23 protein-coding genes are annotated in these 25395 nt (G+C 43.7%); 21 read left to right on the top strand and 2 right to left on the bottom strand.

Features of this window, described 5'->3' with window-relative positions:
- Nucleotides 1–770 precede the first annotated feature (770 nt).
- The 16 genes from NH399_RS22875 to NH399_RS22800 all read left to right on the top strand — a co-directional run bounded on the left by NH399_RS22875 (nt 771) and on the right by NH399_RS22800 (nt 17928).
- The gene (locus NH399_RS22875) at nt 771–1250 is read left to right on the top strand and encodes a phage terminase small subunit P27 family (RefSeq protein ID WP_253043545.1); all 480 of its coding nucleotides are present in this window, start codon (nt 771–773) and stop codon (nt 1248–1250) included.
- Nucleotides 1251–1356: 106 nt separating this feature from the next.
- Nucleotides 1357–2958: a terminase large subunit gene (locus tag NH399_RS22870; protein WP_253043543.1), complete on the top strand. Its 1602-nt coding sequence runs from the start codon at nt 1357–1359 to the stop codon at nt 2956–2958.
- Between the two features lie 158 nt (nt 2959–3116).
- Complete coding sequence (locus tag NH399_RS22865) at nt 3117–4427, top strand: phage portal protein (protein WP_253043542.1); 1311 nt, start codon at nt 3117–3119, stop codon at nt 4425–4427.
- Nucleotides 4396–4998 (top strand): HK97 family phage prohead protease, encoded by a 603-nt coding sequence (locus tag NH399_RS22860; RefSeq protein ID WP_253043541.1) that lies wholly within the window; start codon nt 4396–4398, stop codon nt 4996–4998. The genes NH399_RS22865 and NH399_RS22860 overlap by 32 nt, the downstream gene beginning before the upstream one ends.
- 26 nt (nt 4999–5024) lie before the next feature.
- Entirely contained in the window at nt 5025–6236 is a 1212-nt protein-coding gene (locus NH399_RS22855) for a phage major capsid protein (RefSeq protein ID WP_253043540.1), read from the top strand.
- Between the two features lie 65 nt (nt 6237–6301).
- Entirely contained in the window at nt 6302–6514 is a 213-nt protein-coding gene (locus NH399_RS22850; protein ID WP_253043538.1) for a hypothetical protein, read from the top strand.
- Nucleotides 6515–6865 carry a head-tail connector protein gene (locus NH399_RS22845; RefSeq protein ID WP_253043536.1) on the top strand — a complete coding sequence of 117 codons (351 nt, stop codon included), beginning with the start codon at nt 6515–6517 and terminating at the stop codon, nt 6863–6865.
- Between the two features lie 327 nt (nt 6866–7192).
- Nucleotides 7193–7612, top strand: coding sequence for an HK97-gp10 family putative phage morphogenesis protein (locus tag NH399_RS22840; protein WP_253043551.1), 420 nt, complete (start codon nt 7193–7195; stop codon nt 7610–7612).
- A 343-nt stretch (nt 7613–7955) separates the two neighbouring features.
- A complete protein-coding gene (locus NH399_RS22835; protein ID WP_253043534.1) occupies nt 7956–8402 on the top strand; it encodes a hypothetical protein in 447 nt (148 codons plus the stop codon).
- Nucleotides 8402–8743, top strand: a complete 342-nt coding sequence (locus NH399_RS22830) for a hypothetical protein (RefSeq protein ID WP_253043533.1) — start codon at nt 8402–8404, stop codon at nt 8741–8743. Before NH399_RS22835 ends, NH399_RS22830 begins: the two co-directional genes overlap by 1 nt.
- Nucleotides 8744–8934: 191 nt before the next feature.
- Entirely contained in the window at nt 8935–10716 is a 1782-nt protein-coding gene (locus NH399_RS22825; RefSeq protein ID WP_253043531.1) for a hypothetical protein, read from the top strand.
- A gap of 29 nt (nt 10717–10745) precedes the next feature.
- Complete coding sequence (locus NH399_RS22820; protein ID WP_253043530.1) at nt 10746–11348, top strand: hypothetical protein; 603 nt, start codon at nt 10746–10748, stop codon at nt 11346–11348.
- 3 nt (nt 11349–11351) lie between these two features.
- Nucleotides 11352–11897, top strand: a complete 546-nt coding sequence (locus NH399_RS22815) for a hypothetical protein (RefSeq protein WP_253043529.1) — start codon at nt 11352–11354, stop codon at nt 11895–11897.
- Nucleotides 11898–17084 carry a phage tail protein gene (locus NH399_RS22810; RefSeq protein WP_253043527.1) on the top strand — a complete coding sequence of 1729 codons (5187 nt, stop codon included), beginning with the start codon at nt 11898–11900 and terminating at the stop codon, nt 17082–17084.
- Complete coding sequence (locus NH399_RS22805; RefSeq protein WP_253043526.1) at nt 17068–17499, top strand: phage tail assembly chaperone; 432 nt, start codon at nt 17068–17070, stop codon at nt 17497–17499. Before NH399_RS22810 ends, NH399_RS22805 begins: the two co-directional genes overlap by 17 nt.
- Before the next feature lie 111 nt (nt 17500–17610).
- A complete protein-coding gene (locus NH399_RS22800; RefSeq protein WP_253043525.1) occupies nt 17611–17928 on the top strand; it encodes a hypothetical protein in 318 nt (105 codons plus the stop codon).
- Nucleotides 17929–17969: 41 nt separating this feature from the next.
- Here NH399_RS22800 and NH399_RS22795 read toward each other — a convergent pair whose 3' ends face one another.
- Both NH399_RS22795 and trmB read right to left on the bottom strand, forming a co-directional pair.
- Nucleotides 17970–19331, bottom strand: a complete 1362-nt coding sequence (locus NH399_RS22795; protein WP_253043523.1) for a tyrosine-type recombinase/integrase — start codon at nt 19329–19331, stop codon at nt 17970–17972.
- A gap of 311 nt (nt 19332–19642) precedes the next feature.
- Nucleotides 19643–20338: a tRNA (guanosine(46)-N7)-methyltransferase TrmB gene (gene trmB, locus NH399_RS22790; RefSeq protein ID WP_253043522.1), complete on the bottom strand. Its 696-nt coding sequence runs from the start codon at nt 20336–20338 to the stop codon at nt 19643–19645.
- A 147-nt stretch (nt 20339–20485) separates the two neighbouring features.
- Between trmB and NH399_RS22785 the strand changes: the two genes are divergently transcribed.
- From NH399_RS22785 to NH399_RS22765, 5 genes are all read left to right on the top strand, one after another.
- Nucleotides 20486–22336 (top strand): SLC13 family permease, encoded by a 1851-nt coding sequence (locus NH399_RS22785; RefSeq protein ID WP_253043521.1) that lies wholly within the window; start codon nt 20486–20488, stop codon nt 22334–22336.
- 200 nt (nt 22337–22536) lie between these two features.
- Nucleotides 22537–23124 (top strand): hypothetical protein, encoded by a 588-nt coding sequence (locus tag NH399_RS22780; protein ID WP_253043519.1) that lies wholly within the window; start codon nt 22537–22539, stop codon nt 23122–23124.
- 9 nt (nt 23125–23133) lie between these two features.
- Entirely contained in the window at nt 23134–23412 is a 279-nt protein-coding gene (locus tag NH399_RS22775) for a hypothetical protein (RefSeq protein WP_253043518.1), read from the top strand.
- Nucleotides 23409–24317 carry an HprK-related kinase A gene (locus tag NH399_RS22770; RefSeq protein WP_253043517.1) on the top strand — a complete coding sequence of 303 codons (909 nt, stop codon included), beginning with the start codon at nt 23409–23411 and terminating at the stop codon, nt 24315–24317. Before NH399_RS22775 ends, NH399_RS22770 begins: the two co-directional genes overlap by 4 nt.
- The gene (locus tag NH399_RS22765; protein ID WP_253043516.1) at nt 24301–25374 is read left to right on the top strand and encodes a nucleotidyltransferase family protein; all 1074 of its coding nucleotides are present in this window, start codon (nt 24301–24303) and stop codon (nt 25372–25374) included. Before NH399_RS22770 ends, NH399_RS22765 begins: the two co-directional genes overlap by 17 nt.
- Nucleotides 25375–25395: the final 21 nt, after the last annotated feature.

Raw genomic sequence — 25395 nt, 5'->3', positions numbered from 1 at the left:
AAACAATGCAAGGCGTGTGTAGGTATTTAGAATGATCTCTAAGGTGTCTCTAAGCCCCTCTGAGGGACTTTCTCAGGGGGTAAGGGGTATCAATTAGCTAGCGCTAAAAGTGGCTCAGACCGCCGCCCAGTGTTATTTTCACACCGTCAAAATGAGAGAATGTTTTTTAGTCAAAAGACTTGACAAGAGCAAAACAAGTTCATGTAGAAACACACCTAGCATAGTGTGTATTTTAGGCGTGAAGGACGACGCCATTTTTTAGACAAAGGAGATAATACGACGATAGAAATATTAGCTACTTGAGATGCCTGTATGATTTGACGTATTCAGAAAGTTAGACTTTACTTAAATTAATTTTGCCCTAAACAGTCAATGTCGTATGAGCTGAGTTTTCAATCGAAAACGCCCCAAAACTATATCCCCCTTTTTCAAGACCTAATACTTGATAGCCGCACGCTAGATAGTAGCATTCCTATAGAGTGCTTAAAGAATGCAAAAGTAGTCAACTTGTTTTGTGGTCCTAAAATGAATGACACAGATAAGCGTATAACCAATCAATATCCTGTATATGGCTTAATAAAAGCGAGTAAACCTGTTAAGTTTGAGCAAGTGACATGCTTAGGACAATTACCAAATAAGTTCATGAGTCGTATACCCATTAACAACGTTTTCCATATATGGAAGTTGTGCGTTAAAAAGCTGTGGGTTAGTGATAAAGGAGTTATAAAGACAACTATTGATATATTACTACCGGAGGAAAATTTTAAACAATGGCAGGACGCCCAAAGAAACCAACAGCCCTCAAGGAACTAGAGGGAACTGCAAGACCAGACCGAACAAACCCCAACGAACCAAAACCCGCCCGTGGTGCTAGTCCTCCAGACTATCTTGAAGAGGACCAGAAAAGAGACTTTCTTTCATTAGCGCGAGAGTTTAACGCCTGTAACTTATTGACGGTGTTAGATGCTCCCGCGCTTGCTATGTTTTGCGAGCTAATGAGTGACTACCGAGATTTAAAAGCCATCATAAAAGAAAAAGGAATGTTGGTTGATCATGTAGCAACGGGCGGGTTTACGGTTCAAAAGCTCAATCCTGTAGCACCTCAGTTAAATAAAACTCGTGACCAGATCCTAACATTACTTAGGGAGTTCGGTGCTACGCCAGCGGCTAGGAGTAAAGTTAGTACGGTGCAAGACATTGATAGCGGAACGGACCCGCTTGACGACTATTTAAAAAATAAAGGATTGTAATAACAAGGAGTGAAATATTAGTAATGGACCTTACTTTTTAACACCGAAAGATATCATCGAATACGCAGAAAAATCAGTCAGCGGTGAAATTGTTCAAGGCGAGCCTATGCGCTTAGCCTGTAAAAGATTTCTCAATGATTTAATGCGCTCAAAGCTCGAACCTAATTACCCTTATGAATGGGACCAATCAAAAGCGAAAGAACACTTAGACTTCTATCCGCTCTTTACTCAACACGTTAAAGGTAAACTTGCCGGACAGCCGATTGAGGTTGAGCCGTGGCAAGGTTTTATTGTGGGTAATCTCTTTGGTTGGGTACACAAAGAAACACGCTTAAGGCGCTTTAAAATCGCTTATAACGAGGTTGCAAGGAAGAACAGTAAATCGACTTTATCAAGTGGCATAGGTCTGTACATGACTGCCCTAGATAATGAGGGCGGTGCAGAAGTTTACAGCGCTGCTACAACCCGAGACCAAGCGCGGATTGTATTTAACGATGCTCAGCAGATGGTAAAAAAATCGAAAGCCTTATCAAAGCTTTTTGGTGTTCACCAACGAAACATACACCATCTTGCAAGCGGCTCTAAGTTCGAACCGTTATCAGCAGATGCAAATACACTCGACGGATTGAACGTTCATTGTGGCATTATTGACGAACTACACGCCCACCAAAAGCGGGATGTTTACGATGTTATCGAAACCGCCACAGGCGCGCGAGAGCAGCCGTTAATTTTCGTGATAACAACAGCAGGCTTTAACAAGCTAGGCGTGTGTTATGAGTTGCGCGAGTACGCAATGAAAGTCTTACGCGGTGTTGTTGATGATGATTCGTTTTTCGCTGCGATATTCACACTAGACGAGGATGATGATTGGCGCGATGAATCCGTGTGGATGAAGGCTAACCCGAACTTGGGCAAGTCTAAAAAATGGGATGACATGAGAAGGCTCGCGAAGAAGGCAAAGGAGATGCCCACTGCGAGAAATAACTTTCTAACAAAGCACTTGAATATCTGGGTGAATGCCGCAAGCGCATGGATGAACGCTGAAAAGTGGGCGGAGCTTCCAGAGTTTAAAGTTACTCATTCGTCCTGGCCTTGCTGGATTGGTTTAGATTTGTCATCAAAGCTTGATATCACCGCACTCATTGCACTTTTTCGGAATGGCGAGAACTACGCTTTCAAATGTAAGTTCTTTCTACCGGAAGAAACCATAATCACCAAAACGCAAACAATCGCGAATCTCTATCAAACATGGTGCGACTTAGGTTATTTGGAGTTAACCGAGGGAAACGTCATAGACCATGAAGCCGTGAAAGATACGATTCGAGAATGGGGCTTGTCTTTCAACGTTCAAGCGGTTTGTTTTGACCCTTGGAACGCTACGCAGTTAGCAACGGAATTGCTCGCCGAGGGTGTCCCAATGGTGGAAGTTCATCAATCCGTTAAAAACTTATCTGAAGCGATGAAAGAATGTGAGGCGCTGACTTATTCAGGCCGTATTGCAAAAGAAGTTAACCAATGTATGGATTGGATGATTTCAAATGTGACATGTCAGGAAGACAGAAACGGCAATGTTTTCCCAAGGAAGGAACACAGAGACAACAAAATAGATGGACCTGTCGCGTTGTTTACCGCACTTTCGCGCGCTCTTCTTAATGATGTCGCATATAACCCTTATGAAGATGACGATTACGAGGTGTTAATTTTATGAGAAACAACTTAATAGACTTACTGTTTTTACTGGGGCTTAGTTTTATAGCGTCCGGTATTTACTTACTTTTTGGATTGCCCGCGACACTGTTAACCATTGGCACAATATTGACAAGTTTAACGTGTGCGGCGTCCTTGAACATTTTTAAAAGATAAAACATGCTTACCTATTTATTTGAAAAAAGGAACGCTGAAAACCCAGATAAACCACTAACTAGCATGGCCCTAGAAGACTTAGGAGGAAACGAAAGCGCTTCTGGTGTTTCTGTAAACGAGGCGAATGCTTTACGACTCTCTGCGGTGTATACGTGTATTAATGTCATTAGTAAAACACTGGCGATGCTACCCGTAGAAGTCGGAGAGAAAACCAAGGAAGGTATTAACGTAAAACCTAAGCACCCGCTTAAAAACATCTTAAACCTTGAGCCGAACATGAGAATGACCGCTTATTTTTGGCGATTACAAAGTACAGCTCATGCGGCAGGCTGGGGGAACGCTTATAGTTACATCGAAAGAGCGGCTAGCGGAAGGCCCTTAAACCTCTTACCGCTTAATCCTTGGGAAACCGAACCCATAGTTAAAAATAACGGTGAGCTGATTTATAGAACGCTGGTTGGTACAGAGTATTTCGATGTACCCGCGCAAGATATTCTACATATACCCGCGTTAGGTTGGGATGGTGTGAAAGGAATCTCACCGATTAAACAGAACGCTGAATCGATTGGTTTAACCATCGCTGCTCAACGATTTGGCTCACGTTTGTTTAAGAACAACGCGCGACCCTCTGGTGTTTTGATTATGAAAGACCAGCTAGGGAAAGGAAGCAAAGCCGCAAGCAATCTTGCCAGTGCATGGAAGAAAGCACACGGAAGCGATGGTCAACTGGGTACAGCGGTGCTTGAGGGAAACATTGAGTATAAACAACTTACGATACCGCCAGAAGACGCTCAATATTTGCAAACTCGAAAGCTAGGACGCTCAGAGATTGCGGGAATATTTGGAGTACCCGCGCACATGATTAATGACTTGGAAAAGGCCACGTTCAGCAACATTACAGAGCTTAATATTTTCTGGGTGCAACAGACTGTGCAACCTTGGGTTACAGCTTGGGAACAAGAGATAAATAGAAAGTTATTCTTACCGAGTGAGAAAGGACGCTTATTTGTTAAGTTTAATTTGAATGCGCTTCTTAGAGGTACACCCAAGGACAGGGCTGACTATTACGGCAAGGGAATCAAAGACGGTTGGCTAACAAGGAATGAAGCCCGCGAACTTGAAGACCTTAACCCAATAGAGTCACTAGACGAACCTCTTGTACCGCTCAACATGACAACACCCGCACTATTGGAAGAACAAAGCAAGGAGGAAACGAGAGAGGAACCCGAAGAAGAACCACAGGAAGAGGAAGAAGATAACGACAAGGAAGAAACAAAGGAAGATGACGACGAAAACGGAGACAAGAAGCCATAACGGAGAAGTAAGAGCCAATAAAGGCGATGACGGACAAACCACTATCACAGGTTATGCGGCGGTTTTTAATTCGCTCTCTGAGAATCTAGGAGGATTCAGAGAACAAATCGAACCAGACGCATTTAACGAAGTGTTAGCGAACGATGTCAGAGCGCTATTCAATCATGATCAAAACTTTGTACTAGGTCGCTCTCAGTCAGGCACTTTGAAACTGAGTGTCGATGAAACTGGATTGCATTATGAAATCACACCGCCTGACACTCAGACAGTACGTGATTTAGTGCTTGAGCCTATGGCGCGTGGTGATATTTCGCAAAGCTCATTTGCGTTTACCGTCGAGGATGACGACTGGCGCGAAGATGACGAGGGGCGAATAGTAAGGACGATTAAAAAGGTTCGCTCATTGCTTGATGTGTCCCCCGTCACTTACCCCGCATACACCGATACAACATCGGCAAAACGTTCTTTAGATGAAGCTAAGGAAAGCAACACGATTCAAAAGAACGACGCCGAGCAACTTAAAACTGAAACGGAACAAAGAGACCGAGAACTTTATTTACTAGGTCTCTAATTTTTAATTTATAAAAGGATATTTAATTGAGTTATTTAGCAAAACTGAAAGAAAAACGCTCTAAGCTGGCCGCTAATATGGTTGCACTGAACAAAAAAGCCAAGGATGAAAAGCGAGGCTTTACCGCCGACGAGCGTGAACAGTGGGAAAAAATGTCTGGTGATATCACCGACTATGACCAACGGATTGAAACTGAAGAAAGGGCCGCTCTCCTAGAAGCCGAAGAAAGTAAGGTAACCAATCCTTTGCCAACTGGCGAGCAACGTAATAAAGAAAATGAAGACAAAGAAACGGCGTTAAACGCTGCTTTTGATAAATTCTTACGTCATGGACTCAGCGCGCTTGAAAGTGATGAGCGTAACTTGCTGCGAGAAATGCGAGCGCAGTCTGTCGGCACTCAATCCGAGGGTGGTTATTTAGCGCCTGACGAGTTTGGCAACCGCATTATCGAAACCATGAAAGCATTTGGCGGTATTCGTAGCGCTGCGACTGTCTTAACGACTTCTAACGGTAATCGTCTTCCTTTCCCAACAAATGACGGTACTAACGAAATCGGTGAAATCATCGACGAGAACACCCAGCACAATGATGGTGATACCGTATTCGGCGAGGTAGATATTAACGCCTACGCCTATAGCTCTAAAATCATTCGAGTGTCTGAGGCGCTGTTACAGGATTCTGCAATTAATCTTGAAAGCTTTATCGGTCGCCGTATGGGTATGCGTATTGGACGCGCTCAGGCTATCCACTTTGCCAAAGGAACAGGCACAAAGCAGCCTAAAGGTTTAATGGTGGCCGCGCCTGTGGGTTACACGGCTCCTTCTGCGACTGCGTTAACATGGCGTGATTTTATTAAACTGAAACACAGCGTTGATCCTGCTTATCGTTTGGGTGCGCGTTGGGCGTTTGCCGATTCTGTTCTTGAAGCTGCAAAGTTACTTACAGATGGGAATAACCGCCCCTTGTGGATGCCAGGTATTGCAAGTGCAAACGCTTCCACGATTGACGGTGATAGATACGTTGTTGATCAAGGTATTGATGCAATCGGGAATGCGAAGAAAGTCGCGGCGTATGGCGATTTAAGTCAATACTTAATCCGTGATGTGCGTGGTATTCGAGTTAAGCGATTAACCGAACGTTACGCCGACTATGATCAAGTGGGCTTCTTAGCCATCATGCGAACCGATGCCAATCTATTAGATACTGCGGCCATCAAAACTTTACAGATGGCTGCATAAAGAATCTAATCAAAAAACTCTAAGGGGGCTTCAAGTCCCCTTTTCTTTATCAAGGAATGATAAGAATGACACGAAAAATCGTAACCATGCTTGTGCCGATGTCTGGTGTTACACCGAGAAGTCAAGGCGATGAGATTGAAATGAATGCAAAGGAAGCAGAACGACTTATAAAGGCCGACTATGCAAAACCCTTCAAAGGAAAACAAAGTAAAAAAACCATCATCGAGTTCGATGAATCTGAAAAGAATGAAGATGCGGAAGATTCGGAGGTTGAATAAATGAGCTTGAGCAATCTATCCGCTCAAAGCCTAGTGACACTCGAAGACATCAAAAAGCACCTAATCATTGATAATAACTTTACTGAGGATGACACGTTAATCATGAGTTACGGATTAAGCGCGACTCAACATGTAGAAAGTTATTTAGGTTATGAACTGAAACTTGATGCTTTACAGAAAGCAACCGGACTGACTCTTGAGAAGTTTCCCGAGACCATCAAGCACGCTGTGCTTTTGCTCGTAGGACATTTTTATAACAATCGAGAAGCTACCAACACGTTAACCATTAAAAACGTGCCACTCGCTTTTGAGGCATTGCTATCGCCTTACAAAATACAATCAGTAGGTTAAAGAATGCAAACAGGGAAGTTAAGAGAAAGTATCACGCTTTACTCGACAGCCACCACGCGCAACGACCACGGACAGGTTATTGATTCAGAGGTGGTGTTAGGGACCATAAGAGGCGAGCTTTTAAACGAGTCAACACAGCTTACACATTCAGAGAGCCGAGACAACACCATATTAACAAAGCTCTTTCGTGTACGAAAAGACTCAAGGATTATAGCGGGCCTTAATGTATCACATAGAACTCATAAAGGAGAGTTAACGAAAATTGAGCATTTAAATAACCCGCTCCTTCTTAATATCACTATGGAGGTGAGAGAGTAAATTTTGAAAATGGATTTTAACGTTGAGGGGCTAAAGGAGATAGAAAAGGCTTTGTTGGAAGTCGAAGCAAAAGCAAGCGCTAAAGCCTTACGTGCAGCAGGAAGAAAAGCGATGAAACCTGTTAGAGAGGACGTGATAAACGGCGCAGGCTTCGACCCTTTATCGACAAGTAAACACATGCGCGATGATATCAAAATGTCTGCTCGCGTTGCGGGTCGTCGCTCTACAAAAACCGCTTTGAGCGTGACGGTATTCCCTCACAAAGCACATAACCATAAAGCGATTGCTCAGGAGTTTGGAACCGAGAGGCAGAGCGCTAAGCCCTTCTTAAGACCCGCGCTTGATAATAACGCCAGTCTGGTGATATCGATTTTTACACAAGAGATCAGAAAGGCACTTGAAAAGATAAACAAGAAAAATGGAAAGTAATCTAAAGGAATATTTAGAAATGCTCACAGGCTTAAAGGCGTATCCGTTCAAACGGCCAGAGGATAAAGGCCCCTGTTTAATTTACTTCTTAGTGAGTGAACAAAGAGGCCATGTGATAACACAGCGCTGGCAAGTCGATATCTGGGGCCAGGATTTTATAGTAACTCGAAACACTAGTAAGCTAATCGCAAACACCTTTGAGCGTTTCAGAGGAAATATAAACGGCGTAGAGATACAAAAAGGACATGTAGAGAACCGCCGAGAAAGTTTTTACAACAACGGGGAGTTAATAAACATCTCTCTCGATTTAATTTTAATCCATCAAATAAGGACATAAACATAGATGGCAATGGATGACGTTACAAAATACGCCAAAGTACCAGCGGGTACAATTTTCGAATTTGAAGACCCCGCAACACCGGACACATTTATAAAGCTACCTAACATTGATTCACTGGGTGAGGTGGGTCAAACGGGTACGTTTGTGGAAGTAACAACCCTAGTGGATAAAACAAAGAAATATGTAGCTGACCGACCGGACGCACCCGAAAAGGAACTGGTATTTATTGATAACGCAGGTGACGCCGATTTTAAGAAGTTTCTCGACGAAGCTGAAAAAGGTTCTAACGTGCGTTGCAAAATCACTTTTCCCAGTGGACGGGTTGCAGAAACAAAAAGCCTGACGCTTGCAGGCTGGAAGATGCAAGATGTTAGCTCAGGGGATAACAGCGCTATGAAAATTTCAGTGCTAGCTCGCCAGAATGATATTACATGGAGTAAGTCAGCATAATGGGAACGAAACACAATTTACTAAATCCAGTGAAAGCGAAAAAGAAGTCTCTGGATATCTTGGGGCGAAAGTACTTTGTTAGAAAGCTTCCCGCTAAGAAGCTTATTCGATACTTGAGCTTTGCAGACGGCGAGGCCGATTTCAAAATCATGATAGATGCCAATGCTGAATTGATAAAGCAATCGGTTATTGATGAAAACGGCAAGGTGGTATTGAAGGCAGAAAAAGCGGAAGTCTTAACTGAGATTTACGACCCGTTTGAATTACAAGAAGCCGCCGAGAAAATCATTGAGTTTAATTTACCTCAAGCGGTCGAAGTGGAACAAGCGAGAAAAAACTAATTAACTCTCCCTTAGTCGGCTTTCTGTTTATGTTAGCGGACCGACTCGGGGAGAGAGACCCGTATAAACTGGCAGAAATGCCTATAGACACGCTTATCTATTGGATGGGCTATCACAACATAGAAATAAAAGATAACAGCGCACAAGGAGAGGAAGAACGCGCGATTAGCCTATGGGAGAAGTAAAGGAATATGAAAAACGTTATAGGCACACTAACGCTGGCTTTAAAGGCAAACTCTGCGCAACTCGTAACGGCTCTTAAAAAAGGCCAAGACCGTATAAAAGAGTTTTCAAAGCAAGCAGGAAGATATTTAAAGAAAGCCCGTAAACATTTCAACAGTGTCGCAAAAGGATTTGCGGCGTTGGGTGCAGCGGGTGTTGCAGGATTAACCGCGCTTTACAATAAGCAAGCGGATACCATTGATCAACTGGCTAAGTTTGCGGATCAACTAGGTGTATCAACAGAATCCCTTATGGGGTTAAGGCATGCCGCCGCTTTGACCGGAACAGATACGGGAGTGCTTGACCGTTCATTAGTTAAGTTGCAAGCGAACATTGGGCAAGCGGCTCAAGGCGTGGGTGCGGCGGTAAGAAACTTTGATAAACTGGGTTTGCAAGCTAAAGACTTAGCAAAACTTGGCGCTGACGAACAGTTCAAAGCGGTTGCAGATGCTATGCAAAAGGTAGAGTCTCAAACCGAACGCAACACAATCACCTTTGAAATTTTCGGCCAGAAAGGTTCAGCGCTTCTTAATACAATGAAAGGCGGCGCTCAAGCTTTAACAGCAGCACAAGAAGAAGCAAAGAAACTAGGAATTACTTTAAACCGTTTAGACGCTGCGAAAGTTGAGGCGGCTAATGATGCGATGTGGCGAGCGTCGCAAGTAACTGAGGGTTTCGGGAATAAAATCACAGTGGCTCTCGCGCCTTACGTTGACGATTTAGCAACGCGCTTTTTTAACACTGCTAAAGAATCAGGGAACTTCGCAAACGTTGCATCAAGAGGTCTTAAGGTCGTTTTTGATGGTGTTGAGCTATTAGCTAAATCTTTACACGGTTTGTCTTTGTTATGGTCAAGTTTAAAAGTGGCTGCAAATGACGCCTTAAAGGGAATGCTTGAAGGTATCGCGGATAGCATCAAATGGATCAATAGCGCACTCGATACAGACATAGGGACAGGCTTTTTAGATGGTATGGTTGAAAGCTTTGATATCCAATCAAAACAACTTAATGAAGACCTACAAGAAAAGTTATTAAACCCGCTTGATGAACAGTTTGTAACATGGACTGAGGAAGTCGCAAGAAAATCAACCGAAAAAGCAAAGCTGGTTGCCGATGCGGCACTTGATGAACTCAGCAAGCAAAACCCTTATGCCGTATCAGCGGTTCAACTGGAAGAAGGCGAAAGCAACAAGGATAATAAGGAGGATGATAAAAAAGGGGCTTGTGGCGACGGCTGTGACGACCAGAAGCGGAACGAGTGCTTTAACAAAGAGAAAGGCTTTTTAGACCGATTGGCGGCATTAAAGATTAAGAACTCAAAGAAAATCTTTCTTGCTCAAAAAGCCATTAAATTAAAAGAAGCGATTGTAACGGGTTTTCAAGGCATTCAGTTGGCCGCGAGTTCCGCGCCGCCTCCCTTAAACATTCCTTTTATTGCTATGGCAACGGCAGAGATGGCCGCGAACATTGCAGGCATCAAAGGACAGCGGGCTAACGGTGGTCCTGTGGGGTCAAATCAATCATATCTAGTTGGTGAACGTGGGCCGGAATTGTTCACACCAACAACTAGCGGAAACATTACCAGTCATGAAGCACTAAAAGCTTCAAGGCCCGTAAGCGGTGATAAGACGCTCAACTTCAACATTAACGCAACGGACGCAAACGGTGTTGAAGAATTATTAATTAACAACCGCGCTCTGATTCATCATCTTGTTAGTGAAGCAATGGCCGAAGAAGGCACAGCACTATAAATAGAAATAAACAAAAAGGATTTTAAACAATGTCTACATTTCCAAACTTGATTGGCATTAGCGGTGTTACGCTGACCAGTCAGGCCCCCACAATCAGCACCGAATCAAAGAGTTTTCGGCGACATGTCGGAAGAATCCCCGCGCATCGTTTTGAGGTGCGCTTAAAAACAATCCCGCTTAACCAATCACAGCACCGCGAATTGTGGGGATTTATAACCGCCCTTGAAGGTTCTTTTAATTCTTTCTCGATGGCTTTACCGATTTACTCAGAGCCTAGAGGTGTTGCAACAGGCTCACCCAATGTTAAAGCGAATACGAACGCGGGCGCTAAGACAGTTCTGATTCAAGGTTATACGCCAAGTATTAATGGTATTGCTAAGGCGGGTGATGTCATTCGCTTTGCAGGCCATACAAAGGTGTATCAGGTTCGCGAGGATGCCAATAGTAATGCACAAGGAGAGACAACATTAAAACTTAGCTCTAACTTGATTGAAAGTGTGAAAGCCAATGAAGTATTAACGGTGCGAAATGTGCCGTTTACCCTTTCTTTGAAAAACGACGCTCAAGAATTTAAAGCGAGCGCACAAACAGATTTTATCACTATGGAATTGGACCTACAGGAAAGTTTTTAAAACATGTTGAATTTATCACAGCCCATCTTAGAGGCTATCGCAAATAAAACGGAATTTTGTCACCTCGTAAAAATAGATTTTACACCTACACCTCAATACTTCACAGATTGTATTTTCGATATCGAATATCAAAGTAACGTCTATCAAGGCAATGGATTGTTGTTAGCGCTTGACCCGATTCAAAACAAAACAGAGTTAACAGTTGGTATGGTAAAGCTCGAACTTTCAGCCGTAGACCAAACATTGATTTCTATTCTACTGAACCAGTCACAGGTTAATCGCGATATTACCATCTATCGGGTGTTTCTTGATGAGGGGAATGTCATAGATAAACCTATCGAAATCTGGAGCGGCATGATAACGGATGCGGCGATTGCAGAAGGTAAAGACGCGGTTATTAGGTTAAACGCGGCGAGTGAGTGGGCCGACTTTAAGAAAGTCATAGGAAGACGTAGCACCACTAACAGTCAAAAAAAGTTATTCCCAGATGATGAGGGGATGTCCTTTGCAAGTGTTGCGGGTGTGGAATATAAATGGGGACGTAATTAAATGGGACTAGGAAGTAAATTAAAAAAGGTTTTGAATATAACCTCACTGGGTTTATTCGGAGCGATTGAAAAATTCAGAAAAAAATTAGAATCTTGGCTTTTCCCAGAAGAAGAGCCGCAAGGTATCACAGTAGAAAAGAGCGGGACTGATCACGCTATTCCTGTTGTTTACGGTCGTCGAAAAGTACCGGCTATCAAAGTCTTTAAGGCGACCACGGATAGTCCAGGCGGTGCGCGTAATGAGTTCTTGCACTTGATTTGTGTATTCTGTGAGGGTGAAGTTGAGCTAATTGAAAATATTTTCTTTAATGATATCTCTGAGTTTACCAAGGGTAGTAAATGGCTGAAAATCGAAAGATACAACGGCTCTGATAATCAACAAGCGAGCGCTGAATTACGCGCCGCGTTTCCTGAGTGGACCACAAAGCATAGATTACAAGGTTTGTGCTATGCGTATATCCGATTGCAACAAAACTCTGAGGTAAATATCTGGCAAGGCGAGCCGGAAATTAAAGCGATTATCCAAGGTAAGAAAGTAAAAGATATCCGCACTAACACTATTAAGTTTTCAGATAACCCCGCGCTTTGTCTTTATGATTACCTTACCAATACGCGCTATGGTAAGGGCGCAAGAGAATCAAGGATTGATTTAGACAGCTTTAAATCGGCTGCGGATTTCTGCGAGGCGGGCGAAACCTATCGCCGCGCTTTATATACGTATTATTACGATGAAGAACAAAGGCAAACTTTCAGACGCTTTGCAGGGTATGAAGTATTGACCACCGCGCGTATGAGTTGCAATGCGTTGCTCGATACTAATCGAAAAGTGTTTGATAACGTTAAGACCCTTCTTTCTGGTATGCGTGGTTCTCTTCCACCATTAGGCGGTAAAATCAGACTGCGCATTGAGGACGCGGGGCAACCTGTCTATCACTTTGATGACCGGAATATATCTGGAAATATCACCAGCGGTCACGGAGGAAAGCGCGAGCGCTACAACCGTGTGATTGTTCGTTATGCAGATAAGGCGCTGCTGTATGAACAAAACGAGGCGGTTTACCCTCCTGTAAATTCAGAGAAGGAAACGCAATGGAAAGCCGAGGATAATGGCGAGCTGCTAGAGGTGTCGTTTAACTTCAATACTATCTCGACGCAAGCCGAAGCGTTGCAGATGGCACAATTGATTGCTAATCGAAGTCGTCAAGATGTGACGTGTTCATTCAATGCCTTGCCAGAGACATTAGTGGTTGAGCCTAGCGATATCGTGAGCATTTCTAACGCGCTGCGTGGATGGGATAAAAAGTTGTTTCGCTGTGACTTCGCTAAGATGCAAGCGGATGGCTTAATGAGCTTTAGTTTTACGGAGCATCAAGACTCAATCTATCCGTGGGCTGTCACTGACACGGTTGAGGAAATCCCCGATACCTTTCTAGCGCCGCCTGATGATATCGATGCGCCAACGAATGTTATCTTTACACCAGACAATAACAGCTCGACCCGTTCCGGTGTGGTGTCGTGGGATTCCATCGATAATCAGTTGATTACTTTCTTCAAGGTTCAGACAGTAAAAGATAATCAAGTCATTGAAACTTTTCTGACGCACAATAAGAAGATGGACTTGCCTTTTTATCCTAACGGTTCGGGGTATCACGTTCAGGTTGCGGCGGGTAACTCAAGCTATGAAACGGATTTTACAAAGTCGAGTGAGTTTACTTTAAGTAACTATGACCGCGTAAGTCATGCGAGCATTCAGAGTTCTATTAGCAACCTTTGGAGAAAAAGCAAAACGGACGTTTGGTCGCCTTCAATCAATACCAACACAGTCACCGCTAAATTTTATAAAGGTCAGGAAGTCTTAGCGGTTGAATCTGTAACGCTAACGCTTAATACGTCAACGGGAAACATTAACGCCACACAAGGAAGTGATAATCATAGCTCTGTCACATGGACCGCAACGGGTAATAATTCTGATAATGTGTTCTTAACCTTCGTTTATGATGACGGAACCTATCAACACTCTATTTCACAAAGCTTTATTACAGTGATTGATGGTGCTGATGGTGATAACGGTTCGAACGGTGAAAGAGGCTCTAAGAGCTTCTACAAGGACGTTAAAAGCCTGACAGCACCCAACAATAAGCAATGGTCTGAAAGTGCCGCAGAGAGTGCGATAACCAGCGAGGGACTGACTAAAGTTAACCGCGATGTTGTGACCCTGTATAACTCAGAGGCAAGCAACGCTTTTTCAGAAACTCGTTTTTGGAATGGCTCAAGCTGGGTTAAAGTGGGTCAGGTCATTGACGGTAACACCATTGTACATGGAACCGTTAGCGCCGATGCGTTAGACGTGGATAGTATCTTTGCGAAAAATATTAATGTTTCAGGAAGCATTAAGACGACCGAGAGCGGCGGCGGTGTTGCTCAGATGGGCGGTGCAAACTTACTGGAAGCGAAAGACCGACAAGGCGAGACGGTTTTCTCTGTGGACTCTCAAGGTAACGGATTGGTTAACGGAAACCACTTGAAACCTGCCTCAGTGAATCTTGAAGCACTAAGCCCTGATATCATCGAGCAACTAGGTAACGCGGGCGGTGGAAGTGGGACAGGTTCAACGGGTGGAACAGCGAGCGCTTATCAACACTTTACGACAAGCGCAACAGTAACACTCACACCGCCAAAGCATAAGCCAGGACAAAACATCAAGTTAACGGTGTCTGGTCGTGGTGGTGTTAATCGTCATCTTGGCTCTGTGCTAACCAAGCCAAGCGCTAAGTTAACTTTGAAACGTGGCTCTTTGGTCCTTGATGAACGAACTGTGACAGGTACAGCGGAATCAATGGGCGGCGTTGGTGAGCCTTTAGAGTCCTTTACAGCGTGGCCCGTTAGTTATTTTATTAATGATGACCCCACAACCGAAGATGTTGTCTATACGTTAACGGTTTCGAACGTGACGGGTGATATGGGAACAGCCACAATCACCTTATCGAGTGTTGAAGATTTTCAAGCGGGTTCAGGAAGCGTTATGCAACATACGCATTCAGAATATGCAGAGAAAAGTAAGAGTAATACTTTTAATGCTTCACAAGTCATTTCTGCGGCGGTCCCTACGCTCACTTTACGAGATGACAACAGCGAGAACGCCGCGCAAGCGGGTTGGATTTCCTTTAAAAACTTTCGGAATCAGGAAAAAGCATGGTTTGGGTTTGGTTCTGATGGCAACACTGATTTTTCTATGCGGAACTATCAAGGCGATGTAGAGCTTTACGGTAATTCAGTTAACTGGAAAACCTTAGACGGTGTGACAACGATTTACGGAAGTAATGACGGTGCAAGTAATATCAATTATATTTCTTTCAATCAAAAAGGCGGATTTCGTGATGGTTATGTGGGCGTAGGCTCCGCAACAAACAAGGCTCTTTATTTTCAATCTGATAATGGCGATGTGATTATACGTTCGTTCAATGGTGTTATATATAATCAAGTAGACGGCGTTACAAAATCATTAACCAATAAAGATACAACGTATTTTTTCCAAAAACTGAACATGAGCGCCAATCAAATTTACGGCGTTACGGATTATACTTTACATGCGGGCGGTGGTTTTTACACAACTTACAACAATGACTATATTCTCAAATGTCACAACAATGGAAATGTCACACTATCAGCGGCAAACGGTGAGTTGTATTTGGGTTATCAAAACACAACGCGAAATATTTTGTATTCTGACCTCGCCAATTATTCACGCACGTTCACTATGTTGAATAAACAAGGACAGCGCTTACAGTTAAGGAAGACTTACAACGATACAGCAGACACAGCTATTGATATCAATGCTGCAACGGGTTCTATTACAATTGATACAAGCGGCGCGAACTCTAACAACACGTTAGGACAACAAGCAGGCGCATTATCAATCGGTGAAAGTGGTCAAGGTGGTGCGAGCATTCACATGACTTATACGGGTGATGGATATGGTCATATTGGAATGGGGTCTATTACAGCAAACGCAGTCCCAGAATATAGAGCCATACGTTTTCACTATCAAACTAATGACATGTATTTTGATGGGCGAGCCGTGGCAAAATCTTGGGGCAATGGAACGAGCGGCGCAAAGGTCATGACGTGGGCCGACTTTACTTACCAAGACAACCCGCCAGCAGGTCTTGAAAATGTCATTAGTGCAAACTGGATTCAAGCGGGAGCAATCAGAGCGCATCATGTAAGCGTTCAATCGTCTGGTGATGAGTCGGGTAATAATTCAGGAGTGAAATTAGAACTTAACCCATTCTCAAGCTCTCCGCTGAACATTCGCGACAAAGCAACAGACGAAACCGTTTTCGCTGTTCAGTTAGTCGATGGGAAACCCCGCGCCTCTGTATTCGGCTCGGGTGGAGATGGTTTTATTAACGACCCCGCCGCAATCACTGACAACGTTAAGAAAAGTATTAATCAATATTTTCTTGGCGGTGGTACAAAGGCAAACGCAACGCCAACCAGTTTAGGTAATGGCGCTTATAGTAACTTTACAATCGCAACCGGAAGCGGTGGCCGTGTGGTGGTTAAGTTTAAGTTGTATGCGTCGAATAGTTATCGTAACAATGGAGCTAATAGAAACTGGACTGCGCCTGATTGGACTGTATCAATTCGCCGAGGCTCAGTAAGTGGCCCTTTGATTTATCAAAGACGTTATCAAGGAACCGCGAACAATGAGCAAGAGATTGATGTGGGCGGTCTTTGGTTCGGCTCTTATTCTATCAGTATCAATGATGGTTTCACCGATGACACAGCACCGATAAATAGTAATGAGCCTTACTACATCGTGTTGACTCGTCACGGTGGCACAACGACCGCATTAAACCTCTCTTTGTTTTCTGGGGAAATCTTATCGTTTCTTGAAAACACCATGTCAATGAATGAAACTGGCTATTGGCGTGATAAAGATACGGGCCTGATGATTCAATGGGGAAAAGCGACCGCCGCCGTTATCAACAACGCTAATCAATACTTTGCTTTCCCTGCGACATTCTCACAGGTGTATACCGTGGTAGGTTGTTCGAATGAAAATCATCTAGCGGCTGATCCCTGTCACCCTAGATTGTGGACTAATTCGGGTTGTACGTGGGTGAACGGTTCGCATCGAAACGGAACAACATTAAGTTGGATTGCGATTGGCTACAAATCATAAGGAGGTAAATATTTTTAAGGCGAATGAAGACAACGTAAGGCGGTTTGTGCGGCAAGTCGCAAAGGGTGAACTTGAGTTTTATCACGAAGATATAGACAAAGAGATCCCCGAAGACTGCACAGAGATCACTTATCAACAATGGCATGATGCGCTACACAGTGGCGCTAATTGTTTTGATAAGGACTTGCAGATATTTTATATCGAGGACTTGAGGAATTCTAAAGAACGTATCGCAGATGAACGCGCGTGGCGTGATTCTGAGTTGCAGAGGACCGATAAGTATATGACCTTAGACTATCCGCTCAAGGATGAGCAGAGAGAGGCGCTAAGGGCTTATAGGCAGGCTTTGAGGGATTATCCGAGGCATAAGCCTATCGATAGCTGGAAGCGGCCTAAACTCCAAATACCACTGTGACAATAACTCAATTGCGAGATTAAATTTAAAATAGATGTCGGCTGCTCTTGTTTTCCATTTAAGCAGCCTTATCTCTTCATATACAAATTCATTGTTTAAAACGGAGCATGTATGAGTATACTTAGTCAGTTTGTTAATATGTCAGAGCCAAGCACAATAGAGGACATTACTAGTCAATATCAATATGAAGATAAAGTTCCGGGAGGAAAAAATGACTCAGATTATGTCTCTTGTGGGCAAAATGGTTCTTATTGTGAGTTGCAAGAAATATATGACAAACATTTAAAATCATATGTTGAAAAGGGTGAAATAACAAAGCAAGACGCATTAAACGCTTTAGATTTTGCATGTAGGAAGCTAGAAAGTCCTAGGGACAGAGAAGAGTACTACAATGTGCTAAATGACAAGCTAGGTGTTGAGATATTTTGAGGGTAAACTAGAAGGGAGTCGTTAAACTCCCTTCACTATTTTTATTTACCAAACACTAAGTTATCAAAAGCCAAAAATGGCTCTAGCCTTTCCTCAACTTTATCAATGGCAGGTTTCAAGATTTCTTTAATACTCGCCCCATCTGAATACAAACCATAGGTTAGAGTTTGATTTCTGGAATGTCCACAAAGCCACGCGGCGGTTCGCTCTTCAATTTTTGCATTTTCGCAAGCTGTTGCAATATTACATCTTAAACTGTGGAATGATTTATAGCGGGTAGTGATGCCAAAGGTCCGCTTAGATTCTAGAATATTGCTGCTAAACCAGCCAGAGTGTTTATTTTTAGTTGGCAGAGCTTCATTGAATAAAAAGTCTTCTGGATTTCCTTCTGCAAGTTTTTTAATTACATCAATATATCGATTCATTACAGGAATATATCTAATTGCATTCTTAGTTTTAACTGTGCGGTTGTTATCATTAACATGAAAGCACAATACACCATCAACATATTTTATATCGCCCTTTCTAAGGCCGGATATCTCTTCTATACGCATGCCAGATGTAATACCTAGGAACATAAAGAGCTTAGCACCTATCGTTTTACATCTAGGTAGATAGTTTATAAGTATGCCTTCCCATTCTTCCAAAGTAAGGACTTCATAGGATTCACTGTCTAAAACCTCTAAAGCATGGTCAGTAAACGGTGATGGTTTATCAATAATATATTCTTTATTTGTTGCATAAATCCACGTTTTATTAAAGATTGATAATACATCGCGTATAGTTTTATTTTTCAGGTTTTCAACTTCTGAGAGGTGTTCAATAAATGCAACTACTTTTGCTCTACCGATATTTTTCAACGGCGTAGCTTCTTTGTCAAAATCCTCCCAGCGCGAAGCAGCTTTTAAGATTTTAGTTAAGTAATTATCCGACTTCTTACTGAGAATTGTATTTCTATATTCCTTAGTAACTTCTGATAGTGTGTAACCTTCTTGAACACCTGAAAACTTAGCCTCGCCGCCCTTAGCAATTCTAATAGCGTCAGCCATAATCAAATCACCTTGGTTGTAATAATACTCGGGGTCGTGTCCATCAAGCCAAGTTTGAGCGGTGTCATGATCTCCTAAAGATTCTTTATAAGATTGCTTAAGGTCTGCTACAAGAGAACGTAAGCGGTGGCCCTTTGGGTTAATCCCAGCTTGTAGCTTTAGGCTTTCCCATTCACGCAAAAAGGCATCTCTATGCGCTTTAGCTTCTCTTAAGTTATTTGTGCCTGTTGAGCGTGTTAGAACGGCTTTGTTGTTTGTTAAATGACGTAATGCTGTTGGTACAGCGATTTGAACCAAGAATACGCCGCCTGCTTTTTTTTGTTTTAGATATCTTCTATCTTGCTTAATTTGCATAATTTAATGACTCCTTGTCATATATTGAAATGAGATTTTATCAAGGGTGGAGCAAATTGAAAACCAATCGTACTTATAAAATATGTTAATTATTGAAATGTATAGAATCACTTTCATACCTTTTATATTTAGACCCTTATCTAGACCTCTGTCTATTGGGTAAATTAGTAAAAAGTGAGAGATGAAGCGGGCTGTAGACTATATTTACCCGCTAAAACACAATAAATAGTGACTAAAAAGGAGAGAATCTGTCTCCCCGGCTCAGACAATCCATTGATGTGCTTAATCAATAAAGGTTCCAGCTTATCGCCCTAGATACGACGATAGATTAAATCCCAGACGCCATGACCTAAACGCTCGCCACGCTGCTCAAATTTGGTGAGAGGTCGATCATCTGGTCGCGGAACAAAATCGCCGTCAGTCGCTGTATTCTCCCATCCCTGCGCTGATTTCATCACATCACTCATGTGCATAGCGTAGTGCTCCCAATCGGTCGCTAGATGGATCCAGCCGCCCGGTCGGATTTTTTTATGGCACATTTCGATAAATGCAGGCTGGATGATACGACGTTTGTTGTGCTTCTTTTTATGCCAGGGATCAGGAAAATAAACCTGCATACCGGTAAGTGACTCATCTGCAATCATGTTCTTTAGCACTTCAACAGCGTCATGATTACATACTCGAAGATTTTCAACGCCTTTTTCTTCTGCGGTAATCAAGCAAGCCCCCACTCCAGGCCTGTGCACCTCAATACCAATGTAATTACGCTCGGGATGCATGCTGGCCTGCTCGACTAACGACGAGCCCATACCAAATCCGATTTCTAATACGGTCGGAGCTTCACGACCGAACCGCTCGGACAGATCCAGATTTTGCTCCTGATAAGGAATCCCCCAAACAGGAAAAATCTCTTCCATTGCACGCTGCTGGCCCTTTGTCATTCGGCCTTCTCGTAACACAAAGCTACGGATGGTGCGCATTACTCGATTGTCTTTTTGCTCGGTCATTCCAGGTATCTATGCTGCTTTATTCACAGCTGCGAATTGTAGCAAAGTAAAGATAAGCTTGCGATTAGGATATACCCATGTATTCTTTAAAGAACGTCAATAAAAAACCTGATAATAAGTGGCTTGGATCGCTGACTTCTAACCAATATGACTGAACTACCTTCTTTGCCCAATAATCATGCATTAGCAATCCTGTTGTTAACAGTATTTGCTCTGTATTTATTCCGCCGTGATGACGTTAAACTCGAAACCAGCTGTCTGGTGGTTATGTTAATGGTCGCTGTAGGCTTTTCTCTTTTTCCTTTCGTGCCTAAAGGCGAAAGTGAGCCCTTACAAGCCATTGACTTTTTATCAGGATTTGGCCACGAAGCTCTGATCTCAGTATGTGCGTTAATGATGGCTGGCCAGGGGTTAGTTAGAACAGGGGCGTTAGAACCTATTGGTCGAGTACTTGCCAGGATCTGGAAAACCTCTCCAGTACTCTCATTGCTACTGACTTTGATCGTCGGCGCCATACTAAGTGCCTTTATGAACAACACGCCAATTGTAGTGCTGCTATTACCCATTTTGATCAGTGTCTCAATTCGCACTCAATCATCGGCATCGCCCATTTTAATGCCTATGGGCCTGGCAACCCTGGTAGGCGGTATGACCACCACCATAGGCACCTCAACCAATCTGCTGGTTGTGTCTGTAGCCGCCGATCTGGGAATGCGTCGTCTAGAAATGTTCGACTTTATGCCAGCTGCCGCTCTCGCTGGTGGCATTGCCATCCTCTATCTCTGGCTCATTGCGCCACGTATTATCCCTGAGCGAAAAACATCCCTGGATGATTCATCGCCACGACTCTTTACAGCTCACTTGATTATTGTTGAAGGTGGATTTGCTGATGGCAGAACCCTTGCCGAAGTCATTGAACAAGCTGGCGGTAACTTAAAAGTTGAGCGTATTCAACGTGGCATCGACAGTGACGCTCGAATCCTGCCCATGCCTGACGTGAGATTGAAAGCCGATGATCGTCTGCGCGTCAGCGATACTCCCGATAATCTAAAAGAATTCGAACAGGCTATTGGTGCCAACATGTTTGTTGGACGCCAAAAGGTAGACGAGGAGCATCCTCTTGTTGCTGATGACCAACAATTAGCCGAAGTAGTCGTGGTTCCGGGCTCTCCGCTGGCAGGCTCTACCCTGAAGCACGTACGCTTTATTGACCAATTTAAGATGGTCGCCATTGCTTTACACCGTGGCGGTAAAGCCATTGACCTATACCGTAAACTTGGCAACGTATCCCTGCATGTTGGTGATATTTTGCTGGTTCAGGGACCCAGAGACAAAATCGCCTCGCTAAAAAAAGAAGGCGATCTATTAGTTCTCGATTCCACCACTGATCTACCGCACAGTAAACGTGCGTCCATCGCTCTTGCTATCATGGCAGGTATCATTTTATTGGCTGCATTGGGGATTTTGCCGATTGCCATCAGTGCCTTATGCGGAGTGATCTTGATGATAATGACTCGATGCATGGACTGGCGCGATGCCTCTCTGGCGTTGAGCACTCAAGTTGTACTGATCGTTGTGGCATCACTCGCACTAGGCCAGGCCCTGCTGGCAACTGGCGGAGCCGACTATCTGGCGCAGTCTTTTCTAGCAATACTTTCGGGAGCACCGCCCGCTGTGATCTTAAGCGGACTCATGTTATTGCTGGCCGTTTTAACCAACGTTGTCTCTAACAATGCCGCAGCCGTTATTGGCACTCCCATCGCCATCTCTGTCGCTCAACAGTTAGGCCTTTCTCCCGAACCTTTTGTTATCGCGGTACTGTTTGGGGCCAATATGAGTTATGCCACACCAGTTGCTTACAAAACTAACTTGTTAGTAATGAATGCCGGGGGTTATCACTTCTCGGATTTCGTTCGAATTGGTGGGCCAATGGTGCTATTAATGTGGTTGGTGTTGTCTTTTATTCTGCCTATTTTACACCCACTAGTGTCAGTATAGTTTACACTTTAAAATCATTAACTTAGCTGCAAACATTAGGCTTAGTTATAATCCTATGAAGTGTATAGTGTTTTTATTTGTGGCACGGATGCTGCTTGATTTGCAACTCGAATGTTATATCGATTATAATGCGCACAGATAAACGCCTTTGGGAATGATCTTTTTAGAGGCGACAACAAGGAAGCGAAGTAAGAGGATTTATGACCGATCATCAGCAACCCAAAAGTCGACAAGATAAAAATATTAACAAGCCCCGTCGTCGCCTGTTAACAGGTTTATCAGTTTCTCCGATCATTATGTCGTTGAGCAGTCGTCCAGTGCTTGGAGCACAGAACTGTGCACCTTCCGGTTTTATGTCTGGAAACTTATCGCATCCTGATGCCAATGGTTCTTGTGGCGGTTACTCTCCAGGTTATTGGAAAACACATCAAAATAGCTGGCCAAGCCCGTTCTCAGCAGGTACCTGCGAGACTAAAAACAATGGCATGCCAAACTGTAGCGCAGGCGTTAACAGTGACGGCACAAAAATGAGCGAAGTGTTTTCGAATCCCAAATATCCAGACAAAACATTACTTCAAGTTTTGTGGGAGCACCCAGGCTCACTAGAATTTCATGTCATTGCCGCTCTACTTAATTCGGCTGCAAATATTGGCTCCTATGCATTAACAACAAATGAAGTGAAATCTATTTACAACAGTATCCAACAACAAGGCTACTACCGAACATCTAACGGGATCCGCATGTTTGCCCCCGATGTTCGCACTTTTATTGAAAATACCTACCACTAATCATCATTTATGGTTAAAAAAGCCACTGTCTTCTGTCTGACTCAGCCGACTCAGTTGATTCAGTGGCAAAATCAGGGCGTTCTCTTTCATCAACCTTCTCACACAACGACTCTTGTGAACCCTCTTATGTTCCAGGCGCTTGAGAATTTACAATCAGGCCCCAAAAGCATCAATGAGATCGTGGATAACTTTGAGCTGGCGGGAGAAATTGACCCTTCCGAAATATTTCAGCACATCGAAGAAGGTTTCACCAGCCTACAAATAGAAGGTATTTTAGTAGTCCAATGAAGCTTGTGGATCTATCGAGTAGCGAAATAAAAAAAGCGCTCTGTAACGAAGGATTGAGCTTGTTGACTCCTCCTTTCTCGACCCGATTTTTCTCTGATTGCCCACGAGTTATCCAAGGCATATCGTCAATGTATCGCGACTTTCAACTTTCAAAAGAAAAGTTTGCAGATTTTGATGTGCATATACGCCACCAGCGTCGCTGGTATAAGCCTCAAGCTCAATTTTATTTTGACGATTTTTCACCGTTTTTGCCTTTACCTTCGGCGCAAGATTACGCCATGCTCGAATGGGGCCTGAACTGGTGCTATGCCAACCATTCTCATCAATATTTGGTTTTACATGCAGCAGTGATTGCTTGCCAAGACCGTGCTGTTATCATGCCTGGATTTCCTGGTGCAGGAAAAAGCACCTTAACGGCAGAGCTCATGCTCAACGGATGGCGCCTGTTTTCTGATGAGCTGGCTTTGATTGATGAAGCCGGAAAACTCATCGCAGCACCAAGACCTGTAAGCCTTAAAAATGCGTCAATAGACATAATAAGCCAAAGGCATCCAGATGCCTTATTTACCAAGCCAGCAAAAGACACTAACAAAGGCACAGTTGCTCACTTAAAACTAGAACAATCAGAAGCCATAGAGCACTGTGAAGCTTCTCCCTTTGTTATCGTTTTTCCTAAGTATGTTGCTAACTCCGAACTGAATACGCAATACATGGACCCCGCAGAAGCTTTAGTGTCTATGGCGGAGCAAGGATTTAACTATCACATACTGGGAGCAGAAGGCTTCCGTCGCCTGTCGATGGTTGTAGAGCAATCCCGCTGCTTTAAGCTCGAGTACTCTTCTTTAGACGATGCTGTTGCCTGGTTTACTGAACTATCGGGGGCTTCCTGTGCTGCCGATTTGTGAGTTGTTAACGGAACAAGTGTTGCTTGAACATCTTTCTGAGCAGCAAATTGATGATGTGATAAAACAGGCCCGCAAGTCGCGACTGCTTCCTGAAGTTGCCGACAAAATATTGGCCAAACCCACCGACAAAATGCCAATGAGTTTTCAACGCCATTTGCACTCAGCCAGCATTTTGTCTAATGCTCATCAGCGAGCCATTAGCTGGGAATTTGACCGCATTGCTTCAGCTTTGGAGCAAATTGACAGTCCTGTGGTTTTACTAAAAGGCGCCGCCTATCTGGCTCAAAATATTGAACATAGTCGACGACGTTTATACGGTGATATCGACCTTCTGGTCGCCCATGACTATTTGGAAGAGGTAGAAGATCGATTACGTTGGGCAGGTTGGGTTTCGACCCATCATAACGATTATGACCAACGCTACTACCGTAAGTGGATGCACGAAATACCTCCGCTTCAACATGCTAAGCGAGGCTCGACACTGGATGTTCACCATCGCATATTGCCACCAACAGCACGCATTACTCTGCCAGGCGAACCTTTGATAGACAAAGCCATTCAGTGCGAACAACACCCATTCTTTTTTGTACTGTCTCCAGCCGATCAAATCATTCACTCTGCGGCTCATCTGTTTAGTGATGGGGAGCAGGATCACGGGCTTAGAGATCTCTACGATATCTATCGTTTACTGGAGCACTTCCAGGCAGATAACCCACAATTTATCGAGTTGGTCGTCGAACGGGCCAACACACTTGGCCTGTCGCGCTTTATGTTTTATGCCCTGAGGTATGTGCGCAAGTTCTTTGCACCTGAGCTCAGCTTGTCCTACGAAAAGTTTTGCGAGGCTAAACCTTCAAACGCATTGTTAACCTTAATGGACATCTTGTTTACGCGCGCCCTTGTCCCTGAACATTCAAGCTGCTCTCCCACTGGACAAGGCCTTTCTCAAAAAGCCCTGTACATACGCGGACATTACCTGCGTATGCCATTCAAACTTCTGCTCCCTCATCTACTTCGCAAAGCCTTTAGTACAGACAGCAAAGAAACAATTCGCTAAACTGCAGCGTTTACTATTTTT

It is taken from the genome of Pleionea sp. CnH1-48, from assembly GCF_024124665.1.
Classification (GTDB): Bacteria; Pseudomonadota; Gammaproteobacteria; order Enterobacterales; family Kangiellaceae; genus JAMXSB01.
This window is presented reverse-complemented; position numbering and strand designations above follow the sequence as displayed.

Bases quoted from the DNA above. Each gene is read 5' to 3' on its own strand.
- NH399_RS22875 (WP_253043545.1), top strand. From the start codon at position 771: ATGGCAGGACGCCCAAAGAAACCAACAGCCCTCAAGGAACTAGAGGGA.
- NH399_RS22870 (WP_253043543.1), top strand. From the start codon at position 1,357: ATGCGCTTAGCCTGTAAAAGATTTCTCAATGATTTAATGCGCTCAAAG.
- NH399_RS22865 (WP_253043542.1), top strand. From the start codon at position 3,117: ATGCTTACCTATTTATTTGAAAAAAGGAACGCTGAAAACCCAGATAAA.
- NH399_RS22860 (WP_253043541.1), top strand. From the start codon at position 4,396: ATGACGACGAAAACGGAGACAAGAAGCCATAACGGAGAAGTAAGAGCC.
- NH399_RS22850 (WP_253043538.1), top strand. From the start codon at position 6,302: ATGACACGAAAAATCGTAACCATGCTTGTGCCGATGTCTGGTGTTACA.
- NH399_RS22845 (WP_253043536.1), top strand. From the start codon at position 6,515: ATGAGCTTGAGCAATCTATCCGCTCAAAGCCTAGTGACACTCGAAGAC.
- NH399_RS22840 (WP_253043551.1), top strand. From the start codon at position 7,193: ATGGATTTTAACGTTGAGGGGCTAAAGGAGATAGAAAAGGCTTTGTTG.
- NH399_RS22835 (WP_253043534.1), top strand. From the start codon at position 7,956: ATGGCAATGGATGACGTTACAAAATACGCCAAAGTACCAGCGGGTACA.
- NH399_RS22830 (WP_253043533.1), top strand. From the start codon at position 8,402: ATGGGAACGAAACACAATTTACTAAATCCAGTGAAAGCGAAAAAGAAG.
- NH399_RS22825 (WP_253043531.1), top strand. From the start codon at position 8,935: ATGAAAAACGTTATAGGCACACTAACGCTGGCTTTAAAGGCAAACTCT.
- NH399_RS22820 (WP_253043530.1), top strand. From the start codon at position 10,746: ATGTCTACATTTCCAAACTTGATTGGCATTAGCGGTGTTACGCTGACC.
- NH399_RS22815 (WP_253043529.1), top strand. From the start codon at position 11,352: ATGTTGAATTTATCACAGCCCATCTTAGAGGCTATCGCAAATAAAACG.
- NH399_RS22810 (WP_253043527.1), top strand. From the start codon at position 11,898: ATGGGACTAGGAAGTAAATTAAAAAAGGTTTTGAATATAACCTCACTG.
- NH399_RS22800 (WP_253043525.1), top strand. From the start codon at position 17,611: ATGAGTATACTTAGTCAGTTTGTTAATATGTCAGAGCCAAGCACAATA.
- NH399_RS22795 (WP_253043523.1), bottom strand. From the start codon at position 19,331: ATGCAAATTAAGCAAGATAGAAGATATCTAAAACAAAAAAAAGCAGGC.
- trmB (WP_253043522.1), bottom strand. From the start codon at position 20,338: ATGACCGAGCAAAAAGACAATCGAGTAATGCGCACCATCCGTAGCTTT.
- NH399_RS22785 (WP_253043521.1), top strand. From the start codon at position 20,486: ATGACTGAACTACCTTCTTTGCCCAATAATCATGCATTAGCAATCCTG.
- NH399_RS22780 (WP_253043519.1), top strand. From the start codon at position 22,537: ATGACCGATCATCAGCAACCCAAAAGTCGACAAGATAAAAATATTAAC.
- NH399_RS22775 (WP_253043518.1), top strand. From the start codon at position 23,134: ATGGTTAAAAAAGCCACTGTCTTCTGTCTGACTCAGCCGACTCAGTTG.
- NH399_RS22770 (WP_253043517.1), top strand. From the start codon at position 23,409: ATGAAGCTTGTGGATCTATCGAGTAGCGAAATAAAAAAAGCGCTCTGT.